At 63.2% G+C, this 21,330-nt stretch carries 16 protein-coding genes; 11 read left to right on the top strand and 5 right to left on the bottom strand.

What is annotated here, in order from left to right:
* Positions 1 to 121: 121 nt before the first annotated feature.
* Positions 122 to 2,086 (bottom strand): bifunctional tRNA (5-methylaminomethyl-2-thiouridine)(34)-methyltransferase MnmD/FAD-dependent 5-carboxymethylaminomethyl-2-thiouridine(34) oxidoreductase MnmC, encoded by a 1,965-nt coding sequence (gene mnmC / locus INQ47_RS19810; RefSeq protein ID WP_404702397.1) that lies wholly within the window; start codon positions 2,084 to 2,086, stop codon positions 122 to 124.
* A gap of 136 nt (positions 2,087 to 2,222) precedes the next feature.
* On the opposite strand from mnmC, the gene pap reads away from it, so the two are divergent.
* Together pap and INQ47_RS19800 are read left to right on the top strand one after the other, a co-directional pair.
* Positions 2,223 to 3,716: a polyphosphate:AMP phosphotransferase gene (gene pap / locus INQ47_RS19805; protein WP_252458990.1), complete on the top strand. Its 1,494-nt coding sequence runs from the start codon at positions 2,223 to 2,225 to the stop codon at positions 3,714 to 3,716.
* Between the two features lie 236 nt (positions 3,717 to 3,952).
* Positions 3,953 to 4,906, top strand: coding sequence for a DMT family transporter (locus tag INQ47_RS19800; protein ID WP_404702396.1), 954 nt, complete (start codon positions 3,953 to 3,955; stop codon positions 4,904 to 4,906).
* Positions 4,907 to 5,021: 115 nt separating this feature from the next.
* Here the strand turns inward: INQ47_RS19800 and INQ47_RS19795 are convergent, their stop codons facing one another.
* Positions 5,022 to 6,416: a class II fumarate hydratase gene (locus INQ47_RS19795; RefSeq protein ID WP_404702395.1), complete on the bottom strand. Its 1,395-nt coding sequence runs from the start codon at positions 6,414 to 6,416 to the stop codon at positions 5,022 to 5,024.
* A gap of 154 nt (positions 6,417 to 6,570) precedes the next feature.
* Here INQ47_RS19795 and INQ47_RS19790 point away from each other — a divergent pair, with 154 nt between their 5' ends.
* The 7 genes from INQ47_RS19790 (at position 6,571) to INQ47_RS19760 (ending at position 14,484) form a co-directional block, all read left to right on the top strand.
* Positions 6,571 to 7,095, top strand: coding sequence for a DUF2059 domain-containing protein (locus INQ47_RS19790; RefSeq protein ID WP_252458375.1), 525 nt, complete (start codon positions 6,571 to 6,573; stop codon positions 7,093 to 7,095).
* Positions 7,096 to 7,105: 10 nt separating this feature from the next.
* Positions 7,106 to 7,402, top strand: coding sequence for a BolA family transcriptional regulator (locus INQ47_RS19785; RefSeq protein ID WP_252458376.1), 297 nt, complete (start codon positions 7,106 to 7,108; stop codon positions 7,400 to 7,402).
* Between the two features lie 127 nt (positions 7,403 to 7,529).
* Positions 7,530 to 8,462, top strand: coding sequence for a rhodanese-related sulfurtransferase (locus INQ47_RS19780; RefSeq protein ID WP_252458377.1), 933 nt, complete (start codon positions 7,530 to 7,532; stop codon positions 8,460 to 8,462).
* A gap of 3 nt (positions 8,463 to 8,465) precedes the next feature.
* Positions 8,466 to 9,098, top strand: coding sequence for a DsbA family protein (locus INQ47_RS19775; RefSeq protein WP_404702394.1), 633 nt, complete (start codon positions 8,466 to 8,468; stop codon positions 9,096 to 9,098).
* Positions 9,091 to 10,923 (top strand): ABC transporter ATP-binding protein, encoded by a 1,833-nt coding sequence (locus INQ47_RS19770; protein ID WP_404702393.1) that lies wholly within the window; start codon positions 9,091 to 9,093, stop codon positions 10,921 to 10,923. Before INQ47_RS19775 ends, INQ47_RS19770 begins: the two co-directional genes overlap by 8 nt.
* 288 nt (positions 10,924 to 11,211) lie before the next feature.
* Complete coding sequence (locus INQ47_RS19765; protein WP_252458802.1) at positions 11,212 to 13,668, top strand: EAL domain-containing protein; 2,457 nt, start codon at positions 11,212 to 11,214, stop codon at positions 13,666 to 13,668.
* Between the two features lie 30 nt (positions 13,669 to 13,698).
* Positions 13,699 to 14,484, top strand: a complete 786-nt coding sequence (locus INQ47_RS19760; RefSeq protein WP_404702392.1) for a TenA family transcriptional regulator — start codon at positions 13,699 to 13,701, stop codon at positions 14,482 to 14,484.
* Positions 14,485 to 14,602: 118 nt separating this feature from the next.
* Here INQ47_RS19760 and INQ47_RS19755 read toward each other — a convergent pair whose 3' ends face one another.
* The 3 genes from INQ47_RS19755 to ubiG form a co-directional block, all read right to left on the bottom strand.
* The gene (locus INQ47_RS19755; protein ID WP_404702391.1) at positions 14,603 to 15,343 is read right to left on the bottom strand and encodes a YciK family oxidoreductase; all 741 of its coding nucleotides are present in this window, start codon (positions 15,341 to 15,343) and stop codon (positions 14,603 to 14,605) included.
* Between the two features lie 156 nt (positions 15,344 to 15,499).
* Positions 15,500 to 16,171, bottom strand: a complete 672-nt coding sequence (gene mupP / locus INQ47_RS19750; protein WP_252458803.1) for an N-acetylmuramic acid 6-phosphate phosphatase MupP — start codon at positions 16,169 to 16,171, stop codon at positions 15,500 to 15,502.
* Positions 16,172 to 16,173: 2 nt separating this feature from the next.
* Positions 16,174 to 16,872: a bifunctional 2-polyprenyl-6-hydroxyphenol methylase/3-demethylubiquinol 3-O-methyltransferase UbiG gene (gene ubiG / locus INQ47_RS19745; protein WP_284355209.1), complete on the bottom strand. Its 699-nt coding sequence runs from the start codon at positions 16,870 to 16,872 to the stop codon at positions 16,174 to 16,176.
* A 110-nt stretch (positions 16,873 to 16,982) separates the two neighbouring features.
* On the opposite strand from ubiG, the gene mtnA reads away from it, so the two are divergent.
* Both mtnA and gyrA read left to right on the top strand, forming a co-directional pair.
* Complete coding sequence (gene mtnA, locus INQ47_RS19740; RefSeq protein ID WP_404702390.1) at positions 16,983 to 18,059, top strand: S-methyl-5-thioribose-1-phosphate isomerase; 1,077 nt, start codon at positions 16,983 to 16,985, stop codon at positions 18,057 to 18,059.
* Between the two features lie 365 nt (positions 18,060 to 18,424).
* Positions 18,425 to 21,184: a DNA gyrase subunit A gene (gene gyrA, locus INQ47_RS19735; RefSeq protein ID WP_404702389.1), complete on the top strand. Its 2,760-nt coding sequence runs from the start codon at positions 18,425 to 18,427 to the stop codon at positions 21,182 to 21,184.
* The last annotated feature ends 146 nt before the right edge of the window (positions 21,185 to 21,330 follow it).

Genomic DNA, 21,330 nt, shown 5'->3' with positions numbered 1-21,330 from the left:
AAATCCCCCAGGAATAATTGGCCCGAAACAAACGTAGGAGCGAGCGCAGCTCGCGATGCGCCGCGCGGGCGGCGCTCGATCTCACCGGCGCAATAAATTCAACGCCATGCGCCCGAAGCAATCACTTACCCCGGATCAGCCTGCGCAAGGCAAACCGGTTCGGATGACACGCCTGCGCCACCTCCCGCGGCAACGGCAACGGCTCGCCGCACACCCAGGCGGCCACCAGTTCCCCGCTCAAAGGTGCCGTGATCAACCCGCGCGACCCATGCCCGCTGTTCACATACAACCCCTCCAGCCAAGGGCAGGCCACATCCGGCACCTGCCGGGCATCACGCCCCAACACGGCATAAGCTTCGGCAAACGCCTGCGCGTCAGCCATCGGCCCGACAATCGGCAAATAATCCGGGCTGGTACAACGGAACGCCGCGCGCCCTTGCAGTTGCTCGGGGTTCAGCTCGGCCACGCCCAGGCGCCGGGTCAGGTCAGTAGAAATCTCATCCAGCAACGCCAGGTTGCCCCGGTGCTCGGCCACCGTCGGCGCAAGGTCTTCACTGTGGAAGTCAAAACTTGCCCCCAGTGTATGTTCACCCTCGCGCGGCGGTGCCACATAGCCCTCCGCGCACACCACGGTGCGCAGTACCTGGCTGCTGGCGGTGGCCGGCAAGCGGGTGATCTGCCCACGGATGCGCTTGAGTGGTAACTGCGCGCAAGGGGCGAAGCGCCGCACATCCGCTGCACCGGCCAGGACCACCACTGGAGCGCTGGCTAACAGCTGGTCGCCAGCCCAGGCCTGCCACTGTTCACCCACTTTGCGCAGTTCGAGCACTTCCTGGTGGGTCACCAGCTGAATACCTGGGTGCTGCAACTGCTGCTGACACAGTGCCGGCGGGTGCACCCAACCACCTTCGGGGTAGAACAACCCGCCGCCAGGCAACGCCACGCCGGCGATGGCTTCGGCCTCGGCGCGCGCCAGGCAGTGCAGCAAGCCGTGGTCGAAAGCGGCAGCCAGCTTGCCCTGGCGTTCGGCCTCCTTGCTGTCGAAGGCCAGTTGCAGCACTCCGCAGGCATCCCAGTCACGGCCACGCTGCAGGCGCTGCAGCTGGCGCCGGGTGTAGCCGAACCCGGACAGGATCATCTGCGACAGCGCGGTGCCATGGGCAGACAGCTTGAGGTACAGCACCCCTTGCGGGTTGCCCGAAGCTTCCTGGGCCGGGGCTTCGTGGCGCTCCAGCACGGTAACCTGCCAGCCACGCCGGGCCAGGCTGGCGGCGCTGCTGCTGCCGGCAAGTCCGGCACCGATCACCAGCGCCTCGCGTGGCCCCTGCGCAACAGCGGGGCGTGCATACCAAGGCGCGCATGGGCCGGGCAGGGGGCCGACGTAGGCGCCGCTCATCACCTCCCACTTCTTGCCGATGCCTGGCACCTTCTTCATGGCGAAGCCGGCTTCTACCAGGCTGCGGCGTACCCAGCCGGTAGTGGTGAAGGTGCCCAGCACCGTGCCCGGATGCGATAGCCGCGCCAGTTGCGCAAACAGCGCCGGGGTCCACATGTCGGGGTTCTTGGCGGGGGCGAAGCCGTCGAGGAACCACACATCGACCTGCGCATCGAGCTGCGGCAGCTGTTCCAGCACATCGCCTATCAACAGGGTCAGGGTGACCCTGCCATCGGCGAAGGTGAACTGCTGAAAGCCCGGGTGCACCGCCACGTACTGCTCCAGCAGCGGCTCGGTATAGGCGGCCAGTTCAGGCCACAGGTTCACTGCGCGGGCCATGTCGGCGTGGGCGAGGGGGTACTTTTCGACGCTGACGAAGTGCAGGCGCGCGTCGCTGTGTGCGTGCTGGTCAAACAGCTGCCAGGCGCAGAAAAAATTCATGCCGGTGCCAAAGCCGGTTTCGCCGATCACCGTACAAGCATGCGGCGCCAGGTTTGCAAAACGTTCGGCCAGGCGGGTCTGGCCGAGAAACACGTGCTTGGTTTCTTCGATGCCTTCGTTGACTGCGAAATAGACGTCGTCATAGTGCCGCGAATGGGGGCGGCCCTGTTCATCCCAGTCGATCTGGGCGTGCTGGAGGAGGGTGGGCATGGTTGGCTCGGTTGCAGCGGATGGCGGGATTTTATGTCATCCGGATGAGCTGTGGGAGCGCGTTCACTCGGGAAGAGGCCCGTACAGGCAGAAATGAAATCCGCTAGTCTTGCTTATCCATTGAAGGAGCCAGTGCATGTTCGAATCTGCCGAAATCGGCCACAGCATCGACAAGGAGGCTTACGACGCCGAGGTACCCGCTTTACGCGAGGCCCTGCTCGAAGCCCAGTACGAACTCAAGCAGCAAGCGCGTTTTCCGGTGATCGTGCTGATCAACGGCATTGAAGGCGCCGGCAAGGGTGAGACGGTAAAACTGCTCAACGAGTGGATGGACCCGCGCATGATCGATGTGCTCACCTTCGACCAGCAGACCGACGAAGAGCTGGCCCGCCCGCCCGCCTGGCGCTACTGGCGGGCCTTGCCACCCAAGGGGCGGATGGGTGTGTTCTTTGGCAACTGGTACAGCCAGATGCTGCAGGGGCGTGTGCACGGGGTGTTCAAGGATGCCGTCCTCGATCAGGCCATTACCGGTGCCGAACGCCTGGAGGAGATGCTTTGCGATGAAGGTGCGCTGATCATCAAGTTCTGGTTCCACCTGTCCAAGAAACAGATGAAGGCACGGCTGAAATCGCTCAAGGACGACCCGCTGCACAGCTGGAAGATCAGCCCGCTGGATTGGCAGCAGTCGCAAACCTACGACCGCTTCGTGTGCTTTGGTGAGCGCGTGCTGCGCCGCACCAGCCGCAACTATGCGCCATGGCACATCATCGAAGGGGTAGACCCGAATTACCGCAGCCTGGCGGTGGGGCGCATTCTGCTGGAAAGCCTGCAAGCCGCGCTGGCCAATAATCCCAAGGGCAAGCACCAGGGCAACGTGGCCCCGCTGAGCCACAGCATCGACGACCGCAGCCTGCTTGGCGCCCTGGACATGACGTTGCGGCTGGACAAGGCCGACTACCAGGAACAGTTGATCACCGAACAGGCCCGCCTGGCTGGCCTGCTGCGTGACAAGCGCATGCGCCGGCACGCGCTGGTGGCGGTGTTCGAAGGCAACGACGCCGCCGGCAAGGGGGGCGCCATCCGTCGCGTGGCGGCGGCGCTGGATCCGCGTCAGTACCGCATCGTGCCGATTGCCGCACCCACTGAAGAAGAGCGCGCCCAGCCGTACCTGTGGCGGTTCTGGCGGCACATCCCGGCACGTGGCAAGTTCACCATCTTCGACCGCTCCTGGTATGGCCGGGTGCTGGTGGAGCGGGTGGAAGGTTTCTGCAGTCCGGCTGACTGGATGCGTGCCTACAGCGAGATCAACGACTTTGAAGAGCAGTTGGTGGATGCCGGCGTTGTGTTGGTCAAGTTCTGGCTGGCGATCGACCAGCAGACCCAACTGGAGCGTTTCGAAGAGCGTGAGCAGATTCCGTTCAAACGCTACAAGATCACCGAGGATGACTGGCGCAACCGCGACAAGTGGGGTGAGTACACCCAGGCCGTGGGCGACATGGTCGACCGTACCAGCAGCGAGATTGCCCCGTGGACGCTGGTGGAGGCCAATGACAAGCGCTGGGCGCGGGTGAAGGTGTTGCGTACCATCAACCAGGCGCTGGAAGCGGCGTTTGCCAAGCGCAAAAAATAGCCGCAGGTGATGTTGCCTGTTCTGGCCCTTTCGCGGGTAAACCCGCTCCTACAGGGGTACGCGATCCTTTGTAGGAGCGGGTTTACCCGCGAAGAGGTCAGCACAGGCAACACCTCCCTCCAGCCATGCCCCAAAAGAATGACCTGATGAATTCTTTTCTCGGCACTCTCCACCGTCCTGGTCCTCCAACCCCGTAGAATTCAATCACCCCCACCACGGGCTTGATCGAGGATTCTATGCACACCACTTCTGGCCGCTGGGGCTATGGGCTGTTCCTGGCACTTCTGACGGCGCTGCTCTGGGGCATCCTGCCGATCAAGCTCAAGCAGGTATTACAAGTGGTCGACCCGATCACCGTCACCTGGTACCGGCTGCTGGTCTCCGGCGGCCTGCTGTTCGCCTGGCTGGCGGCTCAGCGGCGTTTGCCGTCCATCCGCAAGCTGGCGCCCAGGGGCAAGGGCCTGGTGCTGGTTGCGGTGTTCGGCCTGATGGGCAACTACGTGCTCTACCTGATCGGTCTCAAGCTGCTTAGCCCGGGTACCGCGCAACTGGTGGTACAGATCGGCCCGGTGCTGTTGCTGGTGGCGAGCGTGTTCGTATTCCGCGAGCGCTTCAGTGTGGGGCAGGGCATGGGGCTGTTGGTGCTGCTGGCAGGGTTCGGCCTGTTCTTCAACCAGCGCCTGGAAGAGCTGCTGACTTCACTGGGTGCCTATACCACCGGCGTGTTGACCATCTTGCTGGCGACCAGCATCTGGGTGTTCTACGCCCTGAGCCAGAAGCAGTTGCTGACCGTGTGGCATTCGCAGCAGGTGATGATGGTGATCTACCTCAGCTGCGCTGGGTTGCTGACACCTTGGGTGTACCCGCTGGAGGCCTTGCAACTGACCCCGGTGCAAGGCTGGCTGCTGCTGGCCTGCTGCCTGAACACCCTGGTGGCGTACGGCGCGTTCGCCGAAGCGCTGGCGCACTGGGAGGCGTCGCGGGTAAGTGCCACGCTGGCGCTGACCCCGCTGGTGACCTTCGTTGCGGTGGCGCTGGCTGCATTGGTGTGGCCTGACTATGTGCATGCCGAGGACATCAACGCCCTGGGCTATGTGGGGGCGGTCACAGTGGTGTTCGGTTCGGCGCTGGTGGCGCTGGGGCCCTCGCTGGTGGCGGGTTGGCGGGCCCGCAGGGCGCGGTTGGCCTAGGTCTGTCGATTGCCTGTACCAGCCCTTTCGCGGGTGAACCCGCACCTACAATAGATCGCCTCTCGTCGTAGGAGCGGGTTCACCCGCGAAAGGGCCGGTACAGGCTACAGAGCAGTCAGCCCTTGCCCCCCGGCGCCAGCATGTTCTCCGGCCGCACCCACTGGTCGAACTGCTCATTGGTCAGGTACTTCAACGCCAAGGCCGCCTCGCGCAAGGTCTTGCCCTCGCTGTAAGCCTTCTTGGCAATTTCCGCCGCCTTGTCATAGCCAATATGCGGGTTCAGCGCCGTCACCAGCATCAACCCGCGCTCCAGGTGCGCGGCCATCTGCTCGGCATCCGGCTCGATACCCGCCACGCAATGCTGCTGGAAGTTGCGGCAACCATCGGCCAGCAACTCGATGGACTGCAGCAGGTTATGAATGATCACTGGCTTGAATACATTCAGTTGCAAATGCCCCTGGCTGGCGGCAAAGCCGATGGCCGCGTCGTTGCCCAGTACCTGGCAGGCCAGCATCGACAGCGCCTCGCACTGGGTGGGGTTGACCTTGCCCGGCATGATCGAGCTGCCCGGCTCGTTGGCGGGCAGGCGCACCTCGGCCAGCCCGGCGCGCGGACCGGATCCCAGCAGGCGCAAGTCGTTGGCGATTTTCATCAGTGCCACGGCCAGGGTCTTCAGGGCCCCCGCCAGGCTGGTCAGCGGTTCGTGGCCGGCGAGGGCGGCGAACTTGTTGGGCGCGGTGATGAGCGGCAGGCCGGACAGCGCCGCCAACTCGGCAGCGATGGCTTCAGCAAAACCCTGCGGGGCGTTGAGCCCGGTACCCACGGCAGTACCGCCCTGGGCCAGTTCGCACACCGCCGGCAGGGTGGCGCGTATGGCGCGCTGGGCGTAATCGAGCTGGGCGACGAAGGCCGACACTTCCTGGCCGAAGGTAATCGGCGTGGCGTCCATCATGTGCGTGCGGCCGGTTTTCACCAGCTTGTGGTGACGCATCGACAGCTCGGCCAGCCCCGAAGACAATTCGGTGACGGCCGGCAGCAGCTTTTCATGCACCGCCAGGGCTGCCGCAATGTGCATGGCGGTGGGGAAGCAGTCGTTGGAGCTCTGCGAGCGGTTGACGTGGTCATTGGGATGTACTGGCGCCTTGCCGCCACGGCCTTTGCCAGCCAGTTCGTTGGCGCGCCCGGCGATCACCTCGTTGACGTTCATGTTGCTCTGGGTGCCGCTGCCCGTCTGCCAGACGACGAGCGGGAACTGATCGTCGTGCTGGCCATCCAGCACTTCATCGGTGGCCTGTTCGATCAGCCGGGCGATGTCGGCCGGCAGGTCGCCATTGCGGTCGTTGACGCGCGCAGCGGCCTTCTTGATCAGTGCCAGGGCGTGCAATACCGCGAGGGGCATGCGTTCCTTGCCAATGGCGAAGTTGATCAGCGAACGCTGGGTCTGCGCACCCCAGTAGGCGTCCTCCGGAACTTCGACCGGGCCCAGGCTGTCTGTCTCGATACGGCTCATTCTGTACTCACTCCTGTGTAGTTCGAAATCGCAGTTTAGGCCCTGATTCGACCGAGCGGTTCCGTCGCTCGTCGTGCCACTTGAGCACATCGCCACCACGGCGCAGAATGCTCTACTCTGAGGTGCCCGCCTCCCTCTCTTTGAAGGAAATGCAATGACCCGTCTCCGTGTCCTTTGTGCCGCCGTCGCCCTGGTTTGCGCCAGCGGCCAGGTACTCGCTGCCACCGCCAGTCACAACGCTGCTGCCGAGAAATTCCTGACCCTGGCCAACGCCGACAAGCTGGGCACCCCGGTGTACATGCAAGTGCAGCAGATGTTCGCCCAGCGTTTCGCCCAGACCAAGGCCCCGTCCGCCAAGCAGCCCGTACTGGAAAGCTACCAGGCCAAGGCCAATGCCGCGCTGGACAACGCCATCGGCTGGAACAAGCTGAAGCCGAAGATGGTCGACCTGTACACCCGCACCTTCACCGAGCAGGAGCTGAAGGACCTGGTCAAGTTCTACGAATCGCCGCTGGGCAAGAAAGTGCTGCGTGAAATGCCCAAGGTCACTCAGCAGTCGGCACAGCTGACCCAGCAGAGCCTGGAGCCAGCCGTGCCGGTGGTGAACAAGCTGCTGGAAGACATGACCAAAGAGCTGGACCCGAACGCAGGCAAGGCCGCCGCCCCAGCGAAGAAGTGAGTACGCCGCAATGACCATGCAACATCGTATCGAACAGCAACTGGCCGCCCTGGCGCCGCAACACCTGGAAGTGCTCAACGAAAGTCACATGCACAGTCGTGGTCAGGAGACCCACTACAAGGCCGTGATCGTCAGCGAGCAGTTTGCCGGGCTGAACAGCGTCAAGCGCCACCAGAAGGTGTACGCCACCATGGGTGAGCTGATGGGCGAGATCCACGCCCTGGCCATCCACACCTACACCGCCGAAGAGTGGGCCAAAGTCGGCGTTGCACCGGCCTCGCCCGTGTGTGCGGGCGGCGGGCACTGAAACCGTTTTGTTGTTCTGGTAGAATCTGCATCACCCAAAGGGGGCCGCTTAGCGGCCCCCTGCTTTTTATGCAACTGTCAAACCCGGTCCGCCCCTTACGAGGGCAACCACCTGGAGATTCCGTTACATGTCTCAAGCCATCGTCGTCGCGGCGCTGTACAAGTTCGTCACCCTGGAAGACTACGTCGAGCTGCGCGAGCCGCTGCTCAAGGCCATGCTCGACAACAACGTCAAAGGCACCCTGCTGCTGGCCCAGGAGGGCATCAACGGCACCGTGTCAGGCACCCGGGAAGGCATTGATGGCCTGCTGGCCTGGTTGCGCAGCGACCCGCGTCTGGTCGATATCGACCACAAAGAATCGTACTGCGACGAACAGCCGTTCTACCGCACCAAGGTCAAGCTCAAGAAAGAAATCGTCACCCTCGGCGTGCCGGGCGTAGACCCCAACCAGGCCGTTGGCACCTATGTCGAGCCCAAGGACTGGAACGCCCTGATCAGCGACCCGGAAGTGCTGCTGATCGACACCCGTAACGACTACGAGGTGGCCATCGGTACGTTCAAGGGCGCCATCGACCCTAAGACCGAAACCTTCCGTGAGTTCCCGGAGTACATCAAGGCCAATTTCGACCCGAGCAAGCACAAGAAGGTCGCCATGTTCTGCACCGGCGGCATCCGTTGCGAAAAAGCCTCCAGCTACATGCTCGGTGAAGGCTTCGAGTCGGTCTATCATCTTAAGGGCGGCATCCTGAAATACTTCGAGGAAGTGCCTCAGGAAGAAAGCCTGTGGGACGGCGACTGCTTCGTCTTCGACAACCGGGTCACGGTGCGCCATGACCTGAGCGAAGGCGAGTACGACCAGTGCCACGCCTGCCGCCACCCGATCAATGCAGAGGAGCGCGCGTCCGAGCACTATTCGCCAGGTGTCAGCTGCCCGCATTGCTGGGACAGCCTGAGCGAGAAGACCCGGCGCAGTGCCATCGACCGGCAGAAGCAGATCGAGCTGGCCAAGGCCCGCAACCTGCCGCACCCGATCGGTTACAACTACAAAGCCGAGGCTTGAAGCATGTCTGCACGCCTGATCTATGTGATGGACCCGATGTGCTCCTGGTGCTGGGGTTTTGCGCCAGTGGCCGCGGCCCTGATCGCCCAGGCGCGTGAGGCAGGCGTGCCCACCCACTTGGTACCGGGCGGGCTGCGCACTGGCGGCAGCGCCCTGGACAGCTCCACTCGCAAGTACATCCTGGAACACTGGCAGGCGGTGGCTGATGCTACCGGCCAGCCGTTCCGCTTCGAGGGGGCCATGCCTGACGGCTTCGTCTACGACACCGAGCCGGCCTGCCGCGCCCTGGTCACGGCCTGCGAGCTGGATGCCGAGCGCGTCTGGCCGCTGCTGGCGTTGATCCAGCGTTCGTTCTACGAGCAGGGCGTCGATGTGACCACCGCGCCGCAGCTGGTCGAGCTAGCCTCGCAGTGTGGCTTCGACCGTGCCACGTTCGCCGAAACCTTCGCCCGTGCCGATACCCGCGCCGCCACCGCAGCCGACTTCGCCTGGGCCCAGGACCTGGGTATTGCCGGTTTCCCGACCCTGCTGGCCGAGCGCAATGGCCAACTGGCCTTGCTGACCAACGGCTATCAGCCGCTGGAGCGCCTGCAACCCTTGCTCGGCCGCTGGCTGCAGCAGGCCACCTGTGCTTGATGTGCCTGGGTCACCCGACCCGGTACCGGGCAAGCCTTACACTGCGGGCGATCGACTAAGCTGGGCGGAAATCCGCCGCCTGGCCCTGCATCACAAGAAAAACCTCTGGTCCGCCAACCTCATTGCGTTACTGGCGGCGTGTTGCAGCGTGCCCATTCCGCTGCTGCTGCCGCTGTTGGTGGACGAAGTGCTGCTCGGCCATGGTGACGCCGCACTGAAGTGGATGAACCACCTGCTGCCGTCCGGCTGGCAGGTGGCAGCCGGCTACATCGGCCTGATGCTGGCGCTCACCTTGTGCCTGCGCCTGGCTGCGCTGGCGTTCAACGTCATCCAGTCCAAGCTGTTCGCCGGGCTGGCCAAGGACATTGTCTACCGCCTGCGCATCCGCCTGATCGAGCGGCTCAAGCGTATTTCGCTGAAGGAATACGAAAGCCTGGGCAGCGGCACGGTGACCACCCACCTGGTCACCGACCTGGACACCCTCGACAAGTTCGTTGGCGAAACCCTCAGCCGCTTCCTGGTGGCCATGCTGACCTTGACCGGCACCGCGGCCATCCTGATCTGGATGCACTGGCAGCTGGCCTTGCTGATCTTGCTGTTCAACCCGCTGGTGATCTACTTCACGGTGCAGTTGGGCAAGCGCGTCAAACACCTGAAAAAGCTCGAAAACGACAGCACCGCGCGCTTTACCCAGGCGCTGGCGGAAACCCTCGATGCCATCCAGGAAATTCGCGCCGGTAACCGCCAGGGCTACTTCCTTGGCCGCCTGGGCCTGCGTGCCCGCGAGGTGCGCGATTACGCCGTGGACTCGCAATGGAAAAGCGATGCCAGTGGCCGTGCCAGTGGCCTGTTGTTCCAGTTCGGCATCGACATTTTCCGCGCGGCGGCCATGCTGACCGTGCTGTTTTCCGATCTGTCGATCGGCCAGATGCTGGCGGTGTTCAGCTACCTGTGGTTCATGATCGGCCCGGTGGAGCAACTGCTTAATCTGCAGTATGCGTACTACGCCGCAGGCGGTGCGCTGAGCCGCCTCAACGAACTGCTGGCGCGTGCCGACGAGCCGCAATACCCGGCCGCCAGCAACCCGTTCGCCGGGCGCGAAACGGTGAGTATTGAAGTGCGCGACCTGCGCTTTGCCTATGCCGACGAGCCGGTGCTCGATCACCTCGACCTGTCTATCGCTGCGGGTGAGAAGGTGGCGATTGTCGGTGCCAGCGGCGGTGGCAAAAGTACGTTGGTGCAGCTGTTGCTGGGCCTTTATAGCGCCCAGGCCGGGACCATTCGCTTTGGCGGTGCCAGCCTGCAGGAAATCGGCCTGGAAACCCTGCGCGAGAACGTCGCGGTGGTGTTGCAGCACCCGTCGCTGTTCAACGACAGCGTGCGTGCCAACCTGACCATGGGCCGTGACTGCAGCGATGATGCGTGCTGGCAGGCGCTGCGCATCGCCCAGCTGGATGCCACCATCGCCGCCTTGCCGCAGGGCCTGGACAGTGTGGTGGGGCGTTCAGGTGTGCGCTTGTCCGGTGGCCAGCGCCAGCGCCTGGCCATTGCCCGCATGGTGCTGGCTGAGCCCAAGGTGGTGATCCTCGACGAGGCCACTTCCGCCCTGGATGCTGCCACCGAGTACAACCTGCACCAGGCCTTGGCGCGCTTCCTCAGCGGCCGCACCACGCTGATCATCGCCCATCGGTTGTCGGCGGTGAAACAGGCCGACCGGGTGCTGGTGTTCGATGGCGGGCACGTGGCCGAAGACGGCGACCATCAGCAGCTGATTGCCGAGGGTGGGTTATATGCCAAGCTTTATGGGCATTTGCAGCAGAGCTGATTATCTGGCTGCCTTCACCGGGCTTGTGGGAGCAACTGTCTTGCTCAATTTCTAAAAGCTGGTGCGATCCCTGTGGGAGCGGGCTTGCCCGCGAACACGGGCGAAGCCCGTGCCATCCACCGCGGTGTCTTCTTCGCGGGTAAACCCGCTCCTACAATGGCCAGCGCATACGCTGTGCAAATTACCCGATTCTCTGTCATAAAAATCCCCTCCACAGCAATGGCAAATGGCCTACGCTGTGCTTGTCTGGGTCGATTTACGCCTTATCTGCTCTGTGACAGGGACTCCATGAAGGGAAATCGCACACTCGAAGCGCCAAAGTTGCTCGGCATCACATGGCCTTTCATCGCCGTAGTGGTCCTTCAGGTGGCGTTGGGCAGCCTCAGCCTTTACACGCTCTCGGCCGTGCGCGCCTATGTCGCGGGCGAAAGCCTGTGGTCCAAGGCACAGAAAGATGCCATCTACTACCTCAATCTGTACAGCGAGACGCGCGACGACAGCACCTACCAACGTTATCGCCAGGCCATTACCGTGCCTCAGGGTGACCATCGCCTGCGCGAGGTGCTCGACCACCCCAGCCCTGATCTGGACGCCGCGCGACAGGCGGTACTGCAAGGTGGCAACCACCCTGACGATGTCACGCGTATCATCTGGTTCTACCGCAACTTTCGCCATGTCAGCTATATGCAGACAGCCATCGATTACTGGGACATCGGCGACGACTATCTGGCCAAGCTAGATGTACTGGCCGGTGAAATGCGCCAGCGTTTTGCCAGTGGCCCGGTGGATGCCGACACCGTCAGCGAGTGGAAGGCCCGCATTGTCGCCATCAACGAAGGCGTGACCCCGGCGGCCAAGGCCTTCAGTGATGCCTTGGGCGAGGGCTCGCGCGTCGTGCTGCGGGTGCTGCTGATCACCAACCTGCTGACCGCGATGTTCCTGATAGCGATTGCCTGGGGCCGCTCCAGCAAGCTGTTGGCCCAGCGCCAGGCCTTTGCCAGCGCCCTGCAGCAAGAAAAAGAGCGTGCGCAGATTACCCTGCAGGCCATCGGGGATGCGGTGATCACCACCGATGTCGAGGGTAATATCGGCTATATGAACCCGGCCGCCGAACAATTGACCCACTGGCAATCCGGCCAGGCCCAGGGCCTGCCACTGTCGGCGCTGTTCAGCCTGGTGGATGAACACGCCGAGGATGACGGCCGCAGCCTGGTCGAACAGGTGTTCAGCGGCAGCCTCAAGGGCGGCTCCGAGCATGCCCGGCTGATCCAGCGCCTGGACGGCAGTACCGTGTCGATCAACCTGGTAGGCTCGCCGATTGTCAGTGATGGCCAGGTCAGTGGCATCGTGCTGGTGCTGCACGATATGACCCAGGAACGCCAGTACATCGCCAATCTGTCCTGGCAGGCGACCCACGATGCCCTGACCGGTCTGGCCAACCGCCGCGAGTTCGAATACCGCCTGGAGCAGGTGCTCAATGACCTGGCACGCCAGGCTGGGCGGCATTCGCTGATGTTCCTCGACCTCGACCAGTTCAAGCTAGTCAACGACACCTGTGGCCACGCGGCCGGCGATGAGTTGCTGCGACACATCTGTGCTGTGCTGCAATCCGGCCTGCGTGAGGGCGATACGCTGGCGCGGCTGGGCGGCGATGAATTTGGCGTGCTGCTGGAAAACTGCCCGCCCGACCAGGCCGAGCGCATTGCCGAACAACTGCGTCAGCTGGTGCAGAGCCTGCACTTCGTATGGAAAGGGCGGCCGTTCGTGACCACGGTCAGCATCGGCCTGGTGCACATGGCCCAGGCCCCTGGCACCCTGGAGGCCTCGCTGCGTGCCGCCGACATGGCCTGCTACATGGCCAAGGAAAAGGGCCGTAACCGGGTGCAGGTGTACCACGCCGACGACAGCGAACTGTCCATGCGGTTTGGCGAAATGGCCTGGATCCAGCGCTTGCATGTGGCCCTGGAAGAAAACCGCTTTTGCCTCTACGCCCAGGAAATCGCCCCGCTTAAAACCTTCGAGGGCCCGGGTCATATCGAAATTCTGTTGCGGCTGCACGACGAAAGCGGCCGCACCATCCTGCCCAGCAGCTTCATCCCGGCGGCCGAGCGCTACGGCCTGATGACCGCGCTGGATCGCTGGGTGGTGCGCAACGTGTTCATGGTCATACACCAGTGCCTGGAAGAAGGGCGTGAAGGTCCGTTGTCGACCTGTGCGATCAACCTGTCGGGGTCCAGCATTGGCGACGACAAGTTCCTTGAATACCTCCAACGGTTGTTCGTCGAATACGCCATTCCGCCGCGCATGATCTGTTTTGAAATTACCGAAACCAGCGCCATTGCCAACCTGGGCAGCGCTATTCGCTTCATCAACGAGCTGAAAGGGCTGGGGTGCCGTTTCTCGCTTGATGATTTTTGCGCCGGCATGTCGTCGTTCGCCTATCTCAAGCATTTGCCCGTGGACTACCTGAAGATTGACGGGAGTTTCGTCAAGGACATGCTCGACGACCCGGTCAATCGGGCCATGGTCGAGGTCATCAACCATATCGGCCATGTGATGGGTAAACGCACTATTGCCGAGTTCGTCGAAACACCCTTGATCGAGCAGGCCTTGCAGGAAATAGGCGTGGATTACGCCCAGGGCTACCTGATCGAACGCCCCCAGGTGTTCACCTGTGACAGTCTGCAGCGCCAACGGATAGCCGCCCGGCCTCTGTTGCAGCGAGCACCTGGCACGTTTCGCTAGTTGGAAATCACAAGGATCAAGGAGCTGAAAGTGATTGATGCATTCGTTCGTATCGGGCCTTTGATGGACCCCGCCAGTTACCCCCAATGGGCCCAGCAGCTGATTGAAGACTGCCGCGAGAGCAAGCGCCGGGTAGTTGAGCATGAGTTTTATGCTCGTCTACGCGATGGCCAGCTGAAGCAATCGACCATCCGTCAGTACCTGATCGGTGGCTGGCCGGTGGTGGAGCAGTTTTCGTTGTACATGGCGCATAACCTGACCAAAACCCGCTATGGCCGGCACCAGGGCGAGGACATGGCGCGGCGCTGGCTGATGCGCAACATCCGCGTCGAGCTCAACCATGCCGACTACTGGGTGAACTGGTGCCAGGCGCACGGTGTGCACCTGCACGAGTTGCAGGCGCAAGAAGTGCCGCCTGAGCTGAACGGCCTGAACGACTGGTGCTGGCGGGTGTGTGCCACCGAGAACCTGGCCATTTCGATGGCGGCGACCAACTACGCCATCGAAGGCGCGACCGGTGAATGGTCGGCGGTGGTGTGCTCGACCGACACCTATGCCCAGGGGTTCCCTGAAGAAGGGCGCAAGCGGGCGATGAAGTGGCTGAAGATGCATGCCCAGTATGACGATGCGCACCCGTGGGAGGCGCTGGAAATCATCTGTACCCTGGCCGGTGAGAACCCGACACTGGGCTTGCGGACCGAGCTGCGCAGGGCGATCTGCAAGAGTTACGACTGCATGTTCCTGTTCCTGGAGCGCTGCATGCAGTTGGAAGGGCGCCAGCAAGGCCGTATGCGGCCGGTGTTGGCAGCCGGCTGATCGTTCGCCTGTAGCGGCCTCTTCGCGGGCTTGCCCGCTCCCACAGGTATGGCTCAGTCCTTGAGGGCTGCGCAGTGCCTGTGGGAGCGGGCAAGCCCGCGAAGAGGCCAGTGCAGGTTTATTGGGCGTTGAACGCCTGCCCGTTCACCCCTGTGCTGTCCGGCCCCATCAGGTACAGGTACACCGGCATGATTTCCTCGGGTAGCGGGTTGTTCTGCGGGTTCTCGCCGGGGTAGGCCTGGGCCCGCATCGCCGTGCGCGTGGCGCCTGGGTTGATGCTGTTGGAGCGCACCGGCGCCACGCCTTCCAGTTCATCGGCCAAGGTCTGCATCAGGCCCTCGGTGGCGAACTTCGACACGCCATAGGCGCCCCAGTAAGCCCGGCCCTTGCGCCCGACGCTGCTGCTGGTGAACACCACCGAAGCGTCTTCTGACAGCTTCAGCAGTGGCAGCAGGGTGCTGGTGAGCATGAAGGTAGCATTGACGTTGATGTGCATCACGCGCATGAAATTGTCGCCTGACAGCTGTTCCAGCGGCGTGCGCGGGCCGATGATCGACGCGTTGTTGAGCAGGCCGTCGAGGCGGCCGAACTGGCCTTCGATCATCGCCGCCAGCTCGTCGTACTGGTTTGGCAGGGCGGTTTCCAGGTTGAAGGGGATGACCACCGGCTGCGGGTGACCGGCGGCTTCGATCTGGTCGTAGACCTCGTTCAGGTTGGCCTCGGTCTTACCCAGCAGCAGCACGGTGGCACCCAGTGCGGCATAGGCCTTGGCAGCCGCGGCACCAATGCCACGGCCGGCACCGGTAACCAGGATGACCCGGCCTTGCAGCAGGTCGGGGCGGGCGGTGTAGTCGAACATGGTTCTGTCCTTCGAGTTCGTGTGGGCGGCCTGGGCCTATTGTAGGGGCGGGTTTACCCGCGAATGCGTCCGATCAGGTGCCAGTGTTGTCTGGGCTGGCGCATTCGCGGGTAAACCCGCTTCTACAAGAGGCGGTGCCCGGTCATCGGTCTGGGTTCAGCAGCCGCACAGCGCGCTGTCGATCACTTTGCGCAGTTCCAGTGGGTGGTCCACCACCACGTCGGCACCCCAGTTGTTGGGGTTGTCCTCTGGATGAATATAGCCGTAGCGCACTGCCGCCGTGCGGGTGCCTGCGTCGCGGCCAGACTCGATGTCGCGCAGGTCGTCGCCGACGAACAGCACACTGGCCGGGTCCAGGTTCAGCGTCTTGCAGGCCAGGATCAGTGGCTCGGGGTCGGGTTTGCTGTTTTTCACGTGGTCCGGGCAGATCAACAGTGCCGAACGCTCGGCCAGGCCCAGCTGTTGCATGATCGGCTCGGCGAAGCGCACCGGCTTGTTGGTGACTACGCCCCACAGCAGGTTGCCTTTCTCGATGTCGGCCAGCAGCTCGGCCATGCCCTCGAACAGCTTGCTGTGCACCGCACAGTCGCGCTGGTAACGCTCGAGGAACTCCAGGCGCAGGGTCTCGAAGCCGTCAGCCTCCGGGTCCATGGCGAACGCAGTGGCAACCATGGCGCGGGCGCCACCCGAGATCACGCCACGGATCAGGTTGTCGTCAACGGCCGGCAGCCCGCGGTCGGCGAGCATGGCCTGGCAAATGGCGATGAAGTCTGGCGCCGTGTCCAGCAAGGTGCCGTCCATGTCGAAGAGTACTGCTCGCAAACGCATGCTTATTCCTCGCGCAGGGTCTGGATCATGTAGTTGACGTCGACGTCGCTGCTGAGCTTGTAGTGCTTGGTCAGCGGGTTGTAGGTGAGGCCGATGATGTCCTTCACCTGCAGGCCGGCATCGCGGCTCCAGGCGCCCAGCTCGGAGGGGCGGATGAACTTCTTGAAGTCATGGGTGCCGCGCGGCAGCATCTTCAGGATGTACTCGGCGCCGACGATGGCCAGCAGGTAGGCCTTGGGGTTGCGGTTGATGGTGGAGAAGAACACCTGGCCGCCAGGCTTGACCATGCGGTAGCAGGCGCGAATCACCGAAGATGGGTCGGGCACGTGCTCGAGCATTTCCAGGCAGGTGACCACGTCGAACTGTTCAGGCATTTCCTCGGCCAGGGCTTCGGCGGTGATCTGCCGGTATTCCACCTGCACGCCCGACTCCAGCTGGTGCAGTTGGGCCACCGCCAGTGGCGCCTCGCCCATGTCGATACCGGTGACCGTGGCGCCGCGCAGGGCCATGGCTTCGCTGAGGATGCCGCCACCGCAACCCACGTCCAGCACTTTCTTGCCGGCCAGGCTGGCGCGCTCGTCGATCCAGTTGACGCGCAGCGGGTTGATTTCGTGCAGCGGCTTGAACTCGCTTTCGCGGTCCCACCAGCGGTGGGCCAGCGCTTCGAACTTGGCGATTTCGGCGCGGTCGACGTTGCTCATTGAACAGTCCTCTGAAACTTCGCAAAATTGCGTCGGAGTATACCCGAGCGCTCGGCCCCGAGGGTCGCTATAATCGCCGGCTTTTGATATCCGAATGACGGGGAGAGGCAATGCGCGAGCGACTTTTGGCGGCGGAGAAGGTGACCGCGATCCGCTGGCAGGGCGGCGCCTTGCACCTGCTCGACCAGCGCCTGCTGCCGTCGGAGGAGCGTTGGCTGGCCTGCGACAATGTTGCGCAGGTGGCCGCAGCCATCCGCGACATGGCGGTGCGTGGCGCCTCGGCAATCGGTATTGCCGCAGCTTACGGCCTGGTACTGGCCCTTGAAGAGCGGCTCGCCGAAGGCGGCGATTGGGAAATGGACCTTGAAGACGACTTTCTCACCCTTGCCGAGGCGCGTCCTACCGCCGCCAACCTGTTCTGGGCGCTGAACCGCATGCGCGAGCGCCTGCAGCGCCTGCGTCCGGAAGAAGACGTTCTGGCAGCGATGGAGGCCGAAGCGGTGGCCATTCACGAAAGCGACCGTGAGGCCAACCTGACCATGGCCCAGCAGGGTATCGAACTGATCCGTCGTCATCAGGGCAATGCCCAGGCCCTGCTCACCTTCGGCAACGCTGGCGCCCTTGCCACTGGCGGCTTTGGCACTGCGCTGGGGGTGATCCGTGCCGGCTACCTGGAGGGCATGGTTGAGCGGGTTTATGCCGGTGAGACTCGCCCTTGGCTGCAGGGCTCGCGCCTGACCGGCTGGGAGCTGGCCAATGAGGGCATCCCGGTGACCCTTTGTGCCGACTCTGCGCTGGCCCACCTCATGAAGACCAAGGGCATCACCTGGGTGGTGGTGGGGGCGGACTGTATCGCTGCCAATGGCGACATGGCCGGCAAGATCGGCACCTATCAGCTGGCCGTCAGTGCCATGCACCATGGCGTGCGCTTCATGGTGGTGGCGCCGAGCACCAGCATCGACCTGAATCTGGCCACGGGCGAGGATATCCCGCTGGAGGAACGTGACGCCGACGAGTGGCTGGACTTCGGCGGTACCCGGGTGTCGCCGGGTGTCGAGGTATTCAACCCGGTGTTCGATGTGACCCCGGCCGACCTGATTGACGTTATCGTGACCGAGCGGGGTATTGTCGAGCGCCCGGATACCGCCAAACTGGCCCAGTTGATTTGCCGCAAGCGCCTGCACTGATTTTGTATCGCCTCACCGGCCTTTTCGCGGGCATGCCCGCTCCCACAGGGATATCGCATGGCCTTAGGGCTGTGGTGAACCTGTGGGAGCGGGCGAGCCCGCGAAGAGGCCGGTGCAGGCAATACAAAAACCAGGTTTCAAACGCGGCTGAGACCAACTGCCACCTCTCCCCACCGCCCCCGCGTTTGTGATAACATCCGGCAGTTTCCAAGACCGCCCATCACGGCGGCCTTCATTGCGCAGATCCATGGCACAACTCATTGATTTGTCGTAAGTCGTCGCACCCTTATGCGCTGCGGCGGCGAGCTTCGTTCGGCCCTTGATGGAGCTGCGAAGTTTCACCAGAAAAAGGAATCAGGCTTCTCATGGGCGAACTGGCCAAAGAAATCCTCCCGGTCAATATCGAAGACGAACTGAGACAGTCTTACCTCGACTACGCGATGAGCGTGATTGTCGGGCGAGCGCTGCCCGATGCGCGTGACGGCTTGAAGCCCGTGCATCGCCGCGTTCTCTATGCGATGAGCGAACTGGGCAACGACTGGAACAAACCATACAAGAAATCTGCCCGTGTGGTCGGTGACGTGATCGGTAAGTACCACCCGCACGGCGACACTGCGGTCTACGACACCATCGTGCGTATGGCCCAGCCGTTCTCGTTGCGCTACCTGCTGGTCGACGGTCAGGGCAACTTCGGTTCGGTGGACGGCGACAACGCTGCTGCCATGCGATACACCGAAGTGCGCATGACCAAACTGGCCCACGAACTGCTGGCCGACCTGCACAAGGAAACCGTCGACTGGGTGCCCAACTACGACGGCACCGAGCAGATCCCGGCGGTCATGCCGACGCGTATTCCCAACCTGCTGGTCAACGGTTCCAGCGGTATTGCCGTGGGCATGGCGACCAATATCCCGCCGCATAACCTCGGCGAGGTCATCGATGGCTGCCTGGCGCTCATCGACAACCCGGAAGTCACCATCGATGAGCTGATGCAGTTCATCCCTGGCCCGGACTTTCCGACTGCCGGCATCATCAACGGTCGCCAGGGCATCATCGAGGCCTATCGCACCGGCCGTGGCCGCATCTACATGCGCGCCCGCTCCGAGATCGAAGACATCGACAAGGTTGGCGGTCGCCAGCAGATCGTGATCACCGAGCTGCCGTACCAGCTGAACAAGGCGCGCCTGATCGAAAAGATCGCCGAGCTGGTCAAAGAGAAGAAGATCGAAGGCATCACCGAGCTGCGCGACGAGTCCGACAAGGACGGCATGCGCATCGTCATCGAGCTGCGTCGCGGCGAGGTGCCGGAGGTGGTGCTCAACAACCTCTACCAGCAAACCCAGCTGCAGAGCGTATTCGGCATCAACGTGGTGGCCCTGGTCGACGGCCGTCCGCGCCTGCTCAACCTCAAGGACCTGCTCGAAGCGTTCGTGCGTCACCGTCGTGAAGTGGTGACCCGTCGTACGGTATTCGAGCTGCGCAAGGCCCGTGAACGCGGCCATATCCTTGAAGGCCAGGCGGTCGCGCTGTCCAACATCGATCCGGTCATTGCCTTGATCAAGGCCTCGCCGACGCCGTCCGAAGCCAAGGAAGCCCTGGTTTCCACGCCGTGGGAATCCAGTGCCGTGCAGGTCATGGTCGAGCGCGCCGGCGCCGACTCCTGCCGTCCTGAGGACCTGCCGGAGCAGTACGGCCTGCATGACGGCAAGTATTTCCTGTCGCCGGAACAGGCCCAGGCCATTCTCGACCTGCGCCTGCACCGCCTGACCGGCCTGGAGCACGAGAAGCTGCTGGCCGAGTACCAGGAAATCCTCGAGCAGATCGGCGAGTTGATCCGCATCCTCAGCAGCGCCGAGCGCCTGATGGAAGTGATTCGCGAGGAGCTGGAGGCCATCCGTGCCGAGTACGGCGATGCCCGCCGCACCGAAATTCTCAACGCCAGCCACGACCTCAACTACGGCGACATGATCCCGGAAGAAGAGCGCGTGGTCACCATCTCCCATGGTGGTTATGCCAAGACCCAGCCATTGTCCGCCTACCAGGCCCAGCGCCGCGGCGGCAAAGGCAAGTCGGCGACCGGCGTGAAGGACGAGGACTACATCGAGCACCTGCTGGTCGCCAACAGCCACGCCACCCTGTTGCTGTTCTCCAGCAAGGGCAAGGTGTACTGGAAGAAGACCTACGAAATCCCCGAAGCGTCCCGCGCTGCCCGTGGGCGTCCGCTGGTCAACCTGCTGCCGCTGGAGGAGGGTGAGCGCATCACCGCCATGCTGCAGATCGACCTCGAAGCGCTGCAGCAGAACGCCGACCTCGACGAAGAACTGGAAGAAGCTGATGACACCGTGCTCGAGGGTGAGCTGGTAGAGGCCGAGGAAGTCGACGAAGAAGACGGCGACACCCCGGAGTGGGTTGCAGAGCCGACCGGCGCATACATCTTCATGGCGACCGCTTCCGGTACCGTCAAGAAGACCCCGCTGGTGCAGTTCGCCCGTCCGCGCTCCAACGGCCTGATCGCCCTGAAGCTGAAAGAAGGCGACACCCTGATTGCCGCGGCCATTACCGATGGTGCCAAGGAAGTCATGATGTTCTCCGACGCTGGCAAGGTCATCCGCTTTGCCGAGAGCGTCGTGCGTGAAATGGGTCGCAACGCCCGTGGTGTACGCGGCATGAAGCTGGGCAAAGGTCAGCAGATCATTTCGATGCTGATCCCGGAGTCCGGCTCGCAGATCCTCACCGCCTCCGAGCGTGGCTTTGGCAAGCGCACTCCGCTGTCCAAGTTCCCGCGTCGCGGCCGCGGTGGCCAGGGTGTGATCGCCATGGGTACCAAGGGGCGCAACGGTCTGCTGATCGGTGCTATCCAGGTGCAGGAAGGCGAGGAGATCATGCTGATTTCCGACCAGGGCACGCTGGTTCGCACCCGGGTTGGCGAGGTGTCCAGCCTGAGCCGCAACACCCAGGGTGTTACGCTGATCAAGCTGGCGGCCGATGAGACGCTGGTGGGCCTGGAGCGTATCCAGGAGCCGTCCGAGGACGAACTCGATGAAGTGATCGAGACGGACGAGGAGGGTGTCGAAGCCGAAGCGCCAGACGAAGCTGCAGGCGCCGAAGAGGCCCCGCAAGAGTAATCAAGCGTGAAACCCGAACGGGGCGACCAAGGTCGCCCCGTTTGACTGATAACAGCTGGCAAAGCCCGACCTTGTGGGAGCGGGCATGCCCGCGAAGCAGACACTGCGGTAGATGGCACCGGCTTTGCCGGTGTTCGCGGGCTCGC

The sequence above is a fragment of the Pseudomonas sp. 3HC3 genome, from assembly GCF_044904505.1.
Lineage (GTDB): Bacteria > Pseudomonadota > Gammaproteobacteria > Pseudomonadales > Pseudomonadaceae > Aquipseudomonas > Aquipseudomonas putida_Y.
The sequence above is the reverse complement of the archived record's forward strand: the minus strand, read 5'-3'. Positions and strand labels throughout refer to the sequence as shown.